The sequence below is a fragment of the Bacillus sp. 275 genome (genome assembly GCF_001999205.1).
GTDB lineage: Bacteria > Bacillota > Bacilli > Bacillales > Bacillaceae > Bacillus > Bacillus velezensis.
Genome location: NZ_CP019626.1, coordinates 555,235 through 572,311, shown reverse-complemented (window position 1 = coordinate 572,311; position 17,077 = coordinate 555,235). Strand labels below are relative to the sequence as shown.

Genomic DNA, 17,077 nt, shown 5'->3' with positions numbered 1-17,077 from the left:
AGGCCAATGGTTCATTTGAATAAACAGAGTGCGGATATCGCGATAATCGGGGTTGCTTGCAGATTCCCCGATGCAGATCATTATCATGAATTCTGGGAAAACATAAATAGCGGCAAAGATTCCATCCGGGAAGTGCCGATTGAACGGTGGGATCCCGATCTTTATTATTCAGCTGATATCAGTATACCGAACAAAACAATCAGCAAGTGGGGAGGTTTTATTCATAAAGCTGACCATTTCGACCATAAGTTTTTTAATATCTCTCCCCGGGAAGCGAAAAACATGGATCCTGAGCAAAGAATCCTTTTAGAAGAAACTTGGCGGTGCATCGAAGATTCCGGGGTTTCTTTGCAGGATCTCCAGCGTAAAACCACTTCTGTTTTTGCGGGTATTATGAATTCTGACTACCGGCAGACAGGTCATGCTGAATCGGAAATCGACAGTTATGCCTGTTTAGGAAGTTTCGAAGCTATGCTTTCCAACCGGCTTTCATACACATTCGGTTTGACCGGAAAAAGCATGTCTGTAAATGCCGCTTGTGCATCATCGCTTGTTGCTTTACATGAAGCGGTTAAGTCATTGCGGACAAAAGAAAGCGATTATGCAATCGCATCGGGAGTAAACTTGAATTTCCAACCCGGAAAATATATTTCTTTTTCCAAAGCCAGAATGCTGAGTCCTGACGGCAAATGTAAAACTTTTGACGCAGCGGCGAACGGGTACGTTCCCGGAGAAGGGGCAGGCGTTGTATTGCTGCAGCGCCTTGGTGATGCAGTAAAAGCCGGTCACCATATATACGGGATCATAAAAGGGACAGCTGTTAATCATGGCGGTAAAACCCGTTCCATAACCGCTCCCAGAGCAGAAGCGCAGTGCCGGGTCATCTCAGAAGCTTTACACAACGCTGCTGTCGATGCTGCGACGGTTTCTTATGTAGAAGCACATGGCACAGGTACATCTCTGGGCGATCCGATAGAAATAGAAGCATTGACAAAAGCGTATCGGCAATATACTGAGGATACTCAATATTGCAGGATCGGAAGTGTGAAAACAAATATCGGTCATACAGAAGCAGCGGCGGGAATGGCCGGATTGATAAAAGTTCTAATGATGATGAAACACCGGAGGGTGCCGAAAAGCCTGAATGTACATACGGTAAACCCAATTATACAGTTTGAAAAAACACCGTTTAGGCCGGCGCTTGATTCAAGTGATTGGAAGGCGGCAGACGGGGCTCCGCTCAGGGCGGGAATCAGCTCCTTCGGTTTTGGGGGTGTCAACTCTCACGTCATCATCGAAGAATTTATACATACAAAAGACGAATCTGACAGAAAAGGAAGGGTACCCTTCCTTTTTTCCGCTAAAAGTGAAGAAAGCATGAAACAAATGATACATCATTGGAGAACCTTTGCTGACGATTCTGAGGAATTTTGCAAAATATCAAATGAAGTGATCAGCAGCACCCTTTTAACAAGGACATCGTTTGATTACAGGGCTGGTTTATTGGCAGGCAGCAAGGAGGAATTTAAAAATCAGCTTAAAGAGGGATTAAGTTTTCGGAGGAAACAAGATTCTGAATGGGCGCTTGCCATCGGTGACTTCAAATGGGAAAGTTATAAACAATTTGCCGTTTTGAAACGGGTGTTCCCTGATTTAGAAAAGAACGTAAGGCCGGTGCTGAAGGGTATACCAACATTGCACAGTTCATTTAAAAGAAAATGGACGCCTGAGAAAATCCGCTTGTATTCTTTAGTTATCAATACGGAAATCATAAAAAGTATCCTGGCATCCGGTTTTAAGCCAAGCCTCATTACAGGCGCCGGAGACGGATATTACGTCGCTCTTGCAGCAGCGGATATCATCAAAATTGAAAAGGCCATTTCTGTCATCACAGGCGCTGAAAAACCTTCGCACATATCCTGTGAGCCGCCGTCCATGCAATTTGTCAATCCGTACACTTCAAAAACGTACCCGCCGGTTCGATTAAATGAAGAATATGTAAGGGTGCTGCTGAACGGTCTGAGCTTCCCGGCTGATTTTGCAGACCGCCTGTACGGGAAAACACGGCTGCTTCTTGAGCACCAATATACGTTTAAAGGGTTTTTAGAAGAGTGGGATAAAGCGGGGAAGACTCAGGAAATCGAGATTTTATCTTATATTGTGAATCGCACGGCGGATAAAAGAAACGCATTGCCGGCTGATGAGGAAGCAGCGATCATGGCTATCCTTGCCTCTATGAGAAGACTGTATAAGAGATGGGATTTAACAGATTATGATGGATTCTTTAATAATGATTATGTTCTGGAAATATTAAATTTACTGGATGAAGGAATCTTGTCTAAAGAACTTTTTCTGAGCATGTTATTGAAAAAGCAAGACGGAATTAAACAGGCTGTTGCTTGTATTAATGAGCAGCCGGCAGGTTTTTATGATAAAACTCGTTTTCCGTTGATGACAGAATACAATCAAATGGATGCCGTGTCTCAGGAGATAGCTGACCATATGCCGCTTCACACGGAAGAAAAGGGAACGGAGCCGAATGTGAATATTTCTGATTTTTCAGTTTTTCAATTCGGATCGCTCCCTCCATCAGCAAAACTAAACAAAGCGGCTGCTTTTGAAGCGGACAAACCAGCCGATGAGGCTCTATATCATTCATTTATGCAAATGTGGCTTTCAGGAGAAGAGATTGAATGGGCGAAACTAGGTGATGATCATAAAAGAAAAGCCCCGCTTCCGCCTTATCCGTTTGAGCGCTCTCAATTTTCTTTAAACCCTCAGCCGGTAAAATCAGACACGGCTTTTTCAGAAAAGAAGAATCAGGCACTTTATACGCCGGTATGGAAAGAAACCGCAATTGAGAATGAAGCGGGCAGCCGACAAGCTTGTACTATTTTGTTGTTCTCCGGGAATAAAGACTATTTTGAAGAGCTGAAAAAAAGAGAGAATACGTCCGCATATCTTATTATGCCCGGTGAGCGTTTAGAGCAGATAAGCGACAGTGTTTTCACGATCAACAGGCAGCGTCCCGAAGATTATCAAGGTGTCATTCGTCTGTTAAAGGAAAAAGGCGCAGTGCCTGATGCAATTTTGCATACGTGGTCTGAAAAACAGCCTGAACTGGAAGAAACACTCGAATCAGGAATTTATTCCGTGTTTTATCTGACTAAGGCTTTAATAAGCGAGAACCTTATAAATAAAGTAACGTTCATTTATACATTCAGCGCGAATCAAAAAGAAAAATTGCCGTATTTTGAAGGTATGAACGGTTTTTTAAATTCGGTAAAACAAGAATACCCGCAGCTTCATTGTAAGACGGTTTGCTTTGAACATGATTCTGCATCCGTTTCATTTTCAGAGAAGGCTGACATTCTTTATAAAGAAATAAACACAGCGCCTGATCGGCATCTTTATATCAAGTACAGAGGCTGCGTAAGATATGCACGGATGTTAGTGAAGCAGAGAGAAACAAACAGAAAGGCCATTCAATACCCTGAAAAAGATAAAGTGTATTTAATTACAGGGGGATTCGGGGGGATTGGCAGTAAAGTCGCTGAATATTGCGCGAAAACTGAAAGATCCACCATTATTCTATCGGGGCGATCTGCTTTAAACGGAGATAAGCAGAAACATTTAGAATACCTGAACAGCTTTAAAGCAAAGGTTTATTATATACAGGCGAATATATCCGATAAAGAAGCGGTAAAAAAAATGATTGACGGTATTACCGTTCAGCATGCAGGACTTCATGGCATCATTCATTGTGCAGGAGTTATCAGAGACTCGCTGCTTTTTCGAAAAACAAAGCAGGAACTTTCAGAGGTGATTGCTCCGAAAGTTCATGGTGCATTGAATCTTGATCATGCAACGAAGTCGCTGGAATTGGATTTTTTCGCCGTTTTTTCTTCAGTCGTCTCTATTGCAGGGAACGAAGGCCAGTGTGATTATGCATATGCAAACGGCTTTTTAGATCATTTTGCCGAATATCGGGAACAGAAACGGCAAAATTCTCTGCGCAGCGGCCGCACGCTGACAATCAATTGGCCTTTATGGCAAGACATCGGAATGGGGGCGAACCTGTCAGGTCAAGGGCGGACGTCTCTTTTTCATGGTTCCGGGCTCGAAGAACTTCCTGTTGAAGACGGAACGCAATGGTTTTCGCGGATTGTAACTTCGGGTCAGCTGCATAATATTGCAGTCTGCGGTGATCATGAGCGCTTTGAACAATTTATGCGGCAGAGATTTTTGACGGATGAAACAGAGACAGGCAGTGCCATTCCTTTGGCTCAAGGCGATATTTTGGATCAGACAGTTTTGTTTTTAACCAATATCATCTCCTCAGAGGTCGGTGCAGAACGGGAAGAGATCGATCAAGATGTGCATCTGGCTGAATATGGAATGGATTCGGTTATGATTCATCAATGCAACACAAAGCTGGAGCAGTCACTGGGAGCAATTTCGAAAACGCTTTTATTTGAATTTCATACAATCAGAGATTTAGCAGATCATCTTGTAAAGGAATATCCGGATCGGCTGGGGCGTTTATTTTCACGGGAGGAAAAAGGAAAACAGATTCAGAGCATTACCCCCGCCAGACCGGAACAAAACATCACTGCACCTGCGGCGGAGGAAAAAGAACATCTTGACGGGATAGCGGTAATCGGTATCAGCGGCCGTTATCCCGGGGCTGAAAATATCGAAGAATTGTGGGAGCTTCTATCAGAAGAGAGAACCGCAATCACAGAAATTCCGAAAGAACGATGGAATTATGAGACCTACTATGATCCAGACCCCGCTAAAGCGCATGAGGGGAAAATTTATTGCAAATGGGGCGGATTTTTAAAGAATGCTGAATCATTTGATTCTTTGTTTTTCCAAATATCGCCGAGAGAAGCAGAAGCGATGGATCCTCAGGAACGAATATTTCTCGAAACCGTGTGGAAAGCATTTGAAGATTCGGGATATACCATTGAAGGGTTGAGAAAGCAGACCGAAAAACATGTCGGTGTATTTGCGGGAGTGACGACCAATTCTTACAAGCTGCTCGGCGAAAGAATACCGACGGACAAAAACGATGTACTTCCAAATTCGTTCCCATGGTCTCTCGCGAACAGAGTGTCTTACACATTTGACTTTACAGGTCCCAGTGTCCCTGTAGATACGGCTTGTTCTTCATCCTTAACGGCAATTCACATGGCTTGCCAAAGTTTAACAAAGGGTGAGTGCTCGGTTGCGGTTGCGGGAGGAGTAAATTTGTATCTTCATCCTTCTGACTATTTATACCGATGTCAGATGGGAATGCTTTCAAAATCGGGAAAATGCAGAAGTTTTGGAGAAGGCGGCGACGGTTTCGTGCCCGGGGAAGGTGTAGGGGCCGTTATTCTTAAACCGCTTAAAGATGCCATACGTGATAAAGATACTGTGTACGCAGTCATTAAAGGAACGGCAATTAATCATGGCGGAAAGACAAATGGCTATACGGTGCCTAATCCTGCCGCACAGGCGGATTTAATTCAAGGAGCTCTTAAAGCGGCCGGTTGGAGCGCCAGAAGTGTCAGCTTTATTGAAGCCCACGGCACGGGAACGCCGCTGGGTGACCCGATTGAAGTCCGAGGCCTGACCAAGGCGTTTAGAGCTTATACCGAAGATGTTTCATATTGCTCTCTCGGATCGATTAAATCTAACATCGGACACCTGGAAGCGGCCGCGGGTATTGCCGGCCTGACAAAGATTATCTTACAAATGAAGTATAAAAAAATAGCCGCAACACTGCATGCTGAACGGGTGCATCCGGATCTTTATCTGGAAGAGACACCTTTTTGCCTCCAGCAGGAAACCGCCGACTGGATAAAACCCGTGAATGAAAAACATTCTGACAGCAAATATCCGCGGCGTGCGGGATTAAGTTCTTTCGGAGCGGGCGGGGCAAATGCTCATATCCTTGTGGAAGAGTATGAGTCTGCTGCTGACTGTCATACGAGGCGTGAGGAAAGTGAGGAACTTATCGTACTCTCAGCCAAGCATTCACTGAGTTTACGGGAATCAGCAAAACAGCTGGAGGAATATCTTCAAAAGGCCCGTCATAAGCAGGGCGAGTTTTTACAGCCGCCGGGAACAAACAAGCCGCTTCACCTTTCTGATATTGCGTATACCCTTCTTGAAGGGCGTGAAGCCATGCCGGAAAGGCTTGCTGTCATTTCAAATAATATCGATGATCTGATGTTGAAATTAAATCACTTTTATAATGGAATTGACGATCACGAAATATTTAGAGGGAAAAAACCGAATCATAAACGCGGACAGCGGCAATCGGATCTTCCGCTCAAATCCGGCAGCACCACATTAACCGAAATGGCTGAATTTTGGGTATCAGGAGGCAATTTAAGCTGGGAAGATTTCCGCACCGGCAGAAAACCGAGAAAAATTGCCCTGCCGACTTACCCTTTCTTAAAAAACAGACTGTGGGTGTCAAATAAGGCGCAAACAACATCAGCAGCCGGTACAGCTCCTTTATTTGATTTTTCAGCAGGTGAGTGCCGATTTTATAAAACGCTTTCAGATTCTGAATATTATGTAAAAGACCATGTTGTGCATGGGAAAGCGGTTCTGCCCGGAGCGGCAATCATCGAAGCGGCCAGAGAAGCGGGAGAGAGGCTGTACGGAAAATCAGTCATAAAACTGAGTCAGGTTGTATGGGCGGTTCCGATAACCGTTGAAAAAGAAAAGACGATAATGATAGATCTGCTGCCGAATCAAAAAGACGGCAGATTTGTGGTGAAAACCGATATGCAACCTGAAGCGGCAGTTCACTGCCAAGGAAACATTATCACATGCGGAGATCAAGATGCCTCTCAAACAGAGCGTTTTCAATTGGACAGCTGGTTAACCGGACAGAAAAGATTAATCAGCGGCACTGAGTGTTATAGGGATTTCCGGCAGAGCGGTTTGGACTATGGAACCAGTTTTCAGGTAATAAAACAGCTGTTTATCCATGAAAATGCTGTTCTTGCACGAATATCACTTCCTGAGAGCATTCATAAAAAATCCGGCACGCTGCTGGAACCGTGTTTATTGGATGGCATTTTTCAATCCACAACAGGGTTTACGTCCGGTCAGCAAGACGGTCACACCGCATATTTGCCTTTTGAATTAGGTGAGCTGGAGATTCTTCACGCACCTTCGGCAAACGGCTATGCTTACATTACAGCTGCCGATGAAAGACAACATGATGATGTCAAAAGGTTTCATATACTATTTATGGATGAAAACGGATCTGTAAGTCTTAAAATAAAAAACTTAGCGTTGAAGGCATTAAGGGCTGCACCGCAGACTCAGGATGAGCGGCATTCAGTTAAGTATTACACTGATACGTGGAAGCGGGTCCCTCTGCTTCATCAGCCTGAAGCCAGCGGTTTAAACAGCTGTCTTGTGATTTCGCTCCGTCGGGATATATCAGAACCGCTGATCCGCCAGGCATATAAAGATATCGGCCTGAATATGATCTTTGTCAGCCATGGCGGCAGTTTTCAAGAAAAAGAAGCTGATTCCTTTGAATTGAACAGCGTCAAACTTGACGGCTATCAGAAATTGCTGGCGATTCTTAAAGAAAGACAAGTGACAATTGACCGCGTCATTTTAATCGGGATGAGCCCTAAAACGGGAATTGAGCATAACATTCGTGAAAAGCTGGAAGAGGCTGTTTTGCCGGTTTTCAATGTAACGAAAGCTCTGTTAGCAACAATCCCAAGACATAAAATCCTGATATCACATGTATTTTTCACAAGGGAAAATCAAATCTTACCTTATCAGATGGCAATCAGCGGCTTTTTTAGGTCGCTTCATTTAGAACATCCTATGTTGTCCGGTAAAAATATTGAAATACACAGCGACGAAATTCAGTTACAGCTGAACGCCGGTCTGCCTGAATTAAAAAACCTTGTGAAAGAAACAATCATCAGCGATGAAACTTCAGAAATCAGATACAGAGATGGAATCAGGCAGGTGAAACACTCTGCAGAAATTGAAAGTGCCGAGCCCCCCGAAAAGATGGAAGTAAAAGAAGGGGGAGTTTACCTCATTACAGGAGGAACAGGCGGTCTGGGACTGATTTTCGCCAGACATCTTGTGCGAAAAGGGAGAATAAAACTTGTCCTTATCGGCAGGTCTGAGCTTTCTGAGGAAGCCGTAAGCAATGTAAAAGAGCTCGAAAAAAACGGATCAGAGGTTTTTTATGTAAGAACCGATATTTCTGATAAGGAAAATGTCAACAACCTGATACAACTCGTCAAAAACAAATTAGGTCCTGTTAAAGGAATTATTCACAGCGCCGGTGTGATAAAAGATTCATTACTCATCAATAAGCGTGAAGAGGATCTCGATTCAGTCTTGGCCAGCAAGGTTTACGGAACGATATGGCTTGACCGGTATACAGACAGTGAACCTCTGGACTTTTTTGTTATGTTTTCATCTATCAGCGCAATAATCGGGAATGCCGGACAAACTGATTATGCTTATGCAAACCGGTTTATGGATTATTTTGCGGAAATGAGAGCGGCGGAAAATAAACCTGGAAAAACAGTCTCGATTAATTGGCCTTTATGGAAAGAAGGCGGTATGCAAATTGATATTCATTCAGAGAAGTTCCTTTATGACCGTTTCGGAATGCTGCCTCTGGGAAAACGGGAAGGCCTTGCAGCATTTGATCAAGCAATGACAGGGTGTGAACATCAAATAATGGTATTTAGCGGTAATGAATTAAAGCTGGAACGAATGATAACGATTGACAGCGGAAAAAGTGATCCGGCAATCGCCGACGAAAATCACGAACCGAAAGAGCTGTCAATAACTGAATCTTTAAAAAGCACTTTGACACGCATCATCATCGGCGTATTAAAAATTGAAGAACGGGAATTTGATTTTGAACTGCCGATAAGTGAATACGGATTTGATTCAATTATGTTTACAATGCTGGGCAACGAATTAAACGAAACTTTAGGAATATCAATGATGCCGTCAGATTTTTTCGGTCTTACTGATTTTAATGAACTTCTTGAGTTTTTAAAGAGTGAGTATTCCGAGGAGCTTCATCTCTGCGGTTCTTTTTCTTCAGATGAATCTGCGGCGAAAGACCGGAGAGAAAATCTGATTGAGGGCATCGCAAAGATGATGTCAAGTATTTTGAAGATTGACAGAAAGGAAATAGAAGAAGAGACTTCATTCGGCGAGTACGGATTTGATTCTATTACGTTTACCAGACTCGGAAATGAAATCAATCAACAATATGGTACGGAATTATTGCCGTCCATTTTCTTTGAATGCAATTCACTGGCTGAAATAACTGATTATGTAATCGAGCAATACGGAGAAATTCTTTTTGCTGAGACAGAATCTTTTTCTGCAGCTGACGAAAAAACATTGTACAGCACGCCTCCGCCGGAAACCTATGAACATTCCCTTGAGCCTGAAAACAAAACCAGGCAAGAGGAAAGACATATGAATGAACCGGTTGCAATAGTGGGAATAAGCGGCCGTTTCCCCCAAACAGATTCGCTGGAAGACTTTTGGGAAGGAATTGAAAAAGGGCGGGATATGATTACAGACATTCCTGAAGATCGTTGGGACTGGAAAGAGTTTGACGGCGATCCGATCAGGGACGTCAATAGAACAAAAATAAAAAAAGGCGGATTTATCAAAGGCGCGGACAGTTTTGATCCGTTGTTTTTCGGGATTTCTCCCGCCGAAGCAGAATTAATGGATCCCCAGCAAAGAATTTTTATGGAGACTGTATGGAAAACAATAGAAGATGCGGGCTATAAGCCGTCTGATTTGGCAGGGACGAAAACCGCGGTGTTTGCAGGGGTCGCCACAACGGATTATGCTGAACGTCTGAATGAAAATGGCGTCTCTGTTCAGGCGCAGACCGCAACCGGTTTAAATCATTGTATATTGGCAAATCGTATTTCTTACCAGCTGAACCTGACGGGTCCGAGCGAACCGATTGACACTGCCTGTTCAAGTTCGTTAGTTGCACTCCATCGTGCGGCTGAGGGGATTCAAAGAGGCGATTTTGAAATGGCGATTGCAGGCGGAGTGCATATTATGACAAGCCCTACTCTGTTTATAGCTTTTGATAAAGCAGGTATGCTTTCCAAAGACGGAAAGTGCAAAACGTTCGATAAAAGCGCTGACGGCTATGTAAGGAGTGAAGGGGCGGCTGCAGTATTGCTTAAGCCGCTCAGCAAAGCACAGGCAGACGGTGATCATATATATGGTTTGATTAAAGGGTCAGCTGTAAATCACGGCGGCCGCGCCAATTCTTTGACTGCTCCGAATCCGAACGCACAGGCGGACTTATTAACCGAAGCTTGGCGGAAGGCGGGGGTCAGCCCTGCCACTGCGGGATATATAGAAGCGCATGGCACAGGGACAAGTCTTGGCGATCCGATTGAAGTAAACAGCATCATAAAGGCATTTAAAACGTTATATCTAGAATGGGACATTCCTTTTGCGAAACAGAAATGCTGCGGAATCGGGTCTGTGAAAACAAACATCGGCCATCTCGAAACCGCTGCCGGAATAGCCGGAGTGATGAAAGTGTTACTGGCATTTAAATATCGCAAACTTCCGGGACTCGCCCATTTTTCAGAACTCAATCCATACATCAAACTGGAAAATACGCCATTTTATATCACAGAAACCGCTCAAAAGTGGAATCCGATAAAAGATAAAGAGAACAACGATCTGCCGAGGAGAGCGGGTGTCAGCTCATTCGGATTCGGCGGTGTGAACGCGCATATTGTTTTAGAGGAATATAGGGAACCTCAAAAAGAAGTGCCGGAAAACAACGGTAACACACATATTTTTGTTTTATCTGCGAAAAACAAAGATCAATTACTTGAGTATATCCGGCATATGGTTCAGTACTTGGAGCGCATGATTGCCGGTGACATGACCGTTAATGCCAGTGACATGGAATTTACATTACAAAACGGCCGGGAAGCAATGAATGAAAGAATTGCCGTATGTGCAGCGAGTCTGACTGAGCTGAGAGATAAATACGTCAGCTTTCTTGATGACAGCAAGGTGCAAAAAGGCGTATTTATAAGTGAAAACACTGAAGAGCCCACAGCTGTTTCTGAATATATGATTAAGGAGGCTCTTCAAAGCGGAAAAGAGGAGCTGCTCGCACAATGGTGGGCCAATGGAGCCGAGTTTGAATGGAAGACAATCGGCAATAAGAAATTGAATAGAGTGCCGCTGCCAACTTATCCGTTTGCAAAAGAGAGTTATTGGTTCACCCCGAAAAAGAACAAAAGCGAGGTTAATAGCAAAAGTCTTCACCCATTAATCAGCGAGAATGTCTCAACATTAAAGAAACAAGCATTTAAAACTGTTATTTCCGGAACTGAATTTTTCGTCACTGATCATCTTGTTTCAGGAGACTATGTGCTGCCGGGAGCCGCTTCGCTTGAAATGGCTCTTGTTTGTGCGGAAATAAGCGGAGAAAGTAAAGTATATAAAATAAAAGACGTGATGTGGAACAGACCTATATTATATAAAGGAAAAACGCTGCACATTTATACCGACTTGGAAATGAAACAAGATAAGTTGAACGTAACGATATGTAAAGAGGGTCCGGATGGCGTGCAGCAAATCTGCACACAAAGTGAAACAGTATTCGGGGACATAAACAGCAATGCTGAGTATGTCGATATTGATAAGTTCAAACGCAGCAGTAAGGCTGTCATAAGCCGGGAAGAGTGTTATCACCGCTTCAGTCGTATGGGCCTGACATATCATAGCAGTTTTCAAACGTTGAAAGCCGTATATCGCGGTGATATGGAGTTAATGGCAGAATTGGAGCTTCCGGCTCATTTAGCGAACGGGTTTTCACATTTTACACTCCATCCTTCATTAATTGACGGCGGTTTTCAAGCGGCGGCATTTTTGTTAAGAGATAATGAGAAAGACGGCTTATTTGTTCCATATTCACTTAGAGAGCTTCACATTAAGAGGGCGCTTACTGCCCGATGCCATGTCTCGGTGAGAGAAACCGGTTTTTATACGTATAACATTGATTTTATTAACGAGAGCGGCGAAATAGCCGTGAGCATGAAAGACTTTTCTGTCAGAAAAGTGACCGGGGGAGAATTAACCGCAGGACGTAAAAATGAAGATCAGGAAATTCTCTTCTTATTAGAACAATTGAAAAACGGTGAACTTTCTGCTGACCAAGTTTATCAGCTGCTGGAGGGAAAATAGTGCAGATCAAACAAATACTTTCCTTAATTGAAGAACAGCAAATGTCTCCTGATGCAGGACTGGAGCTAATTCGCACTTACAGAAAAGAACAAATGGAAAAAAAGGCGGAGCCGGAATCACAAGCTCCGTCCCCAACCATTTTCTTTAAGAACGATTGGGTAAGAACAAACAACATTGATATGCCGAATCAGCAGGCACCGGGGAATATGCTGATTTTTGATCAGGATAACCGTCTTTTTCAGCATGCCGAGATGATGAATGGAGATCATAACCGTGTCATTCTCGTAACGCCCGATTCTGATTATAGAATTGAACGGAATAGATGCACAATCAATCCTTCTGATGAAAATCATGTCGAAATGCTGCTGTCTGATTTGGCTGAAAACGGATTTACACCTGATGTCGTGCTTTATTTATGGAACGGAGAAATCAGAGAATTCACTGAAAAATCCGTTAATGAAACTCTTCGCAGAGGGATCAACTCGCTCTTTTTATTATCAAAAGCTTTAATGCGGAGAAACGAACCTGTTACGTTATTGCATATTTATTGGACAAGCGGTCTGAATCAGCCGTTTCATGAAGCTGTCGGAGGGTTCATGAAAACGGTAAACATGGAAAGCTCTAAGCTTAAAGCGAAAACCATACAGATACGCCATGAGGATTCTGACAAAAATCCTCCGGTTTCCGAGATGTGGGATGCTGCAATCAGTGAAATACAGCGCTTTCAAACGGATGAATGTGAGATTTTAATAGACTCATATACCCGTTATGTGAAAGAGCTGCAGCATATTGATATTCCTGAACACGATAACGGATCTGTAACGTATCAAAAAGGCGGCATATATATCATTACCGGAGGAGCGGGAAAACTCGGGCTGCTGTTTGCGGAACACATCGCTAAAGAAAACCAAGCCGTGATTATACTTACAGGCCGTTCTTTTTTAACCGCTGATCAAAAAGAACGGATCAGTAAGCTTAATGAGAGCGGCTCTATTGTTGAATATCAGCGGACGGACATCACAGATCGAACAGAGGCAGAGCGATTCATTTTCGGCGTTAAACAGCGGTACGGCAGCATAAACGGGATCATTCATGCTGCCGGCATCCTTCGTGACTCATTTCTTGTAAATAAAAGTCTCAGTGATTTTACGGACGTACTGAAACCGAAAGTTTACGGGACAATCTGGCTGGATGAGCTGACAAAAGACGAAGACCTTGATTTTTTTGTTCTCTTTTCTTCTTTTTCCGCTTACGGAAATGCCGGCCAAAGTGACTATGCGTACGCAAATCATTTTATGGACAGTTTTGCAGTGCTTCGATCTCAGCTCTCCCGAAACGGAAAAACCCTTTCAATCAATTGGCCGTTATTGAAAGATGGCGGGATGAGTCTCGACAGCAATGGAATCAACCAAATAAAAGAAAAATACGGAATGACTCCGATGCGAACTTCCTCTGTTTTGGAAGCGTTTCTGAAAATGCTGCGGTCTTCATTTACCAGCTTAATGCCTGCAGAAGGAAAGCGGGATAAAATGATAAAAGCGCTTTCGATTCAAAGAAATACAGTTGTAGCAGATCAAGATACACTCACGGCGGAACACGATGAAGAAGAGGAATATGCTGCGAAAGAAAAAGTCAATGACTATTTAATCAAGATCATCAGCGGTGTCTTGAAAATCCAAGCTCATAAAATAAATGTGAAGGACTCTTTTGAGAAATTCGGAATCAACTCACTTATGATCATGTCACTTATTTCAAAGCTTGAAGATACTTTCGGGGATCTTCCAAAAACAATCTTTTTTGAATATCAGAACATTGAAGAGCTTTCTAACTTCTTCCTAACATCTTTTAAAGAAAAAGTGCTTAAGGCCGCAGGGGCAGCTCCGGTAACAAGAGTGCCGAAGAAAAGAGAAAATCTGAGTAAAAAACAGCACCGGCAGCAGAGGGTTGCATCTGCACCGAGCAAGGTTCAGCCGGGTGAGGATATTGCCATTATCGGTGTGAGCGGAAGATATCCGAATTCGGATACTCTTGAGGAGTTCTGGGAAAACATTGCCGGAGGGAAAAACTGTATTATTGAAATCCCCGAGGAACGTTGGGATTTCAGATCGAATTACAGTCCTGACAAAATGGAGAAGGGAAAAATCAACAGTAAGTGGGGCGGTTTTATCAGCGGTGTTGATCAATTCGATCCGCTGTTTTTCCACATTTCTCATAAAGAAGCTGAGCTGATGGACCCTCAGGAGCGAATTTTTCTCGAAACCTCCTGGCATACGTTTGAAGATTCTGGATATACAAAAGAGAAGCTTGACGGTATGAAAGCCGGTGTGTTTGTCGGAGCCATGTACGGACAATATCAATTATTCGGCGCAGAAGAAACTGCGCGGGGCAATCCGATTGCGCTCAGTTCCTTCTTTTCATCTATTGCGAACAGGGTTTCATACTTTTTTAATCTCTCCGGTCCGAGCATTGCACTGGATACGATGTGTTCATCATCGCTGACGGCCATTCACTTGGCATGTGAGAGCATTAAAAGAGGGGAAAGTGAAATTGCGCTTGCGGGCGGCGTTAATGTGTCCATACACCCCAGCAAATACCTTTGGCTGAGTCAAGGTAATTTTGTTTCCACCGAAGGATTGTGCAGAAGTTTCGGAGAGGGCGGAGACGGCTATGTCCCGGGAGAAGGTTCGGGCGCCGTTCTTTTGAAACCTTTGGAAAAAGCAATTGCTGATCAGGACCATATATACGGAGTGATTAAAGGAACATCTGTAAATCATGGCGGAAAAACCAATGGATTTACGGTTCCGAATCCGAATGCACAAGCTGAGCTGATTGCTGAAAATTTTAAGAAATCGGGCATCAGTCCGCGATCCGTCAGCTACTTGGAAGCACACGGAACGGGTACCTCGCTCGGAGATCCGATTGAGATTGCAGGATTGACAAAAGCGTTTGAGAAATTTACGGACGATAAACAATTTTGTGCCATAGGCTCAGTGAAGTCTAACATCGGACATTTGGAGTCTGCCGCAGGTATAGCAGCCCTTACAAAAGTTCTTTTACAATTTAAGCATCAGAAATTGGCGCCATCCATTCACTCGGAACAGCTGAACCAAAATATCCGATTTGAAAAGACGCCTTTTTACGTTCAGCAGAAAGAAGAAGAGTGGCGGAAAGAATCAGGCGCCTCCCGCAGGAGAGCAGCAATCAGTTCGTTCGGAGCGGGCGGAGCAAATGCCCATGTCATTGTGGAAGAATATCAAAACCATGCGGACACACAAACAATAAGCGGTCCGTTTGCCGCAGTTCTCTCTGCTAAAAATGAAGACAGACTGAAAGAATACGCCCGGCGCCTTCTGCAATTCACAGAGCGGGAGACAAAGGTCTCGGCAGCTGATATCGCTTTTACATTGCAGACATGCAGGGAACCGATGGAAGACAGACTTGCTGTTGTAGCTTCCGATTTGCCGGAACTTAAGGAGAAGCTGAGAACTTTCTGTACTGAAGGAACAATTGGAGAGGGCGTATACAAAGGGAATGTTACGAAAGATTTTGATAAAGTCTTTATCTTTCATGATCAAAAGAGGAAAGATAAATTCCTCGAGGTGATGATGGAGACAAAGGACTTGAATCTTCTTGCAAAATTATGGTCTTTCGGGGCTGATATTCAATGGAGAGAGTTATATGAAGAATATACCCCGCAAAAGGTCAAGCTTCCTTTATATCCATTTGCTGAGGAGTCTTACTGGGTGCCTCGTAACCAAAGTGCAACATTTACGGAAATATTGCCGCGGCAGTCTTCACTGCACCCGCTTCTGGATTCGAATGAATCTACTCTGGAACAGCAGTTTTTTAAAACGACATTAAGAGAAAAAGAGATTTGGTTAAAAGACCACATCGTAAAAAACAAGAGCATTCTCCCGGCAGCTGCTTTTCTTGAAATGGCATGCGCAGCGGGAACGCGGTCATATCGAAAGAAAAAGGTCACTCGTTTAAAAAACGTGATATTTGCCAGACCGGCCATGCTTTTGCAAGAGAGCCTGACCATTTACACTCACATTTCCGTAAAAGACGGCAGCATATTATTTAACATGTCACCTGACGAGGATGCTGCTGTAAGGACTGGATTTGTGACGGGGGAATTAGATTATGATCATCATTACAGTGATGATGATATAGAGAACATCGACAGACAAGAGATGATAAACAGAAGTGCTTTTGTCCGTGAACAAGATGAATGTTACGAGTATTTTCGGGAAAACGGGTTCCTGTATGGGCGCGCTTTTCAGCCGATTCAACGTTTATGGGGCGGAAAAACAGAAGCGGTTGCACACTTATTGCTGCCAAAAGAAGCCGCATATGCTCTTGAACATTATACATTGCATCCGTCTTTAATTGATGGGGCTCTGCAATCTTTGTTCGGAATTACGGACGGAAGAGAAGAGGCATCTGTTTATGTTCCTTTTTCAATAGGAGAGGTTACGGTTCGGAAAAAGGTTTCAGCAGAATGCTGGGCTTATGCGCGTAAAACAGGCCAAAAAGGTCAATCCGAGCTTATTTACGATATTCAGCTGCTTAATGAACAAGGAGAAAGACTTGCAGGTTTGAAGGATGTAACTATTCGTAAAAAAGAAACGTTTTCCGCGGAGGCACAGACTCGTGCAACAGCGGATTCCAATGGAAAGAACGAGAGAGTAAAAGAGCTCCTCAGACAATTAAAAGCGGGCGAACTGACTGCGGAGGAAGCAGATTATGCGCTGGAGCGTATGCAGGATTAGTTTATCATTTTGCGGCAGTGCCATTTGTAAAGGGGATGAAGATT

At 43.7% G+C, this 17,077-nt stretch carries 2 protein-coding genes; both read left to right on the top strand.

All coding sequences use genetic code 11. The annotated features are described in order from the left end of the window. Positions 1–6: 6 nt before the first annotated feature. Positions 7–12,261, top strand: coding sequence for an SDR family NAD(P)-dependent oxidoreductase (locus tag BZ167_RS02160; protein WP_077391925.1), 12,255 nt, complete (start codon positions 7–9; stop codon positions 12,259–12,261). Next, positions 12,261–17,033 (top strand): type I polyketide synthase, encoded by a 4,773-nt coding sequence (locus BZ167_RS02155; RefSeq protein WP_077391924.1) that lies wholly within the window; start codon positions 12,261–12,263, stop codon positions 17,031–17,033. Before BZ167_RS02160 ends, BZ167_RS02155 begins: the two co-directional genes overlap by 1 nt. Positions 17,034–17,077 lie beyond the last annotated feature (44 nt).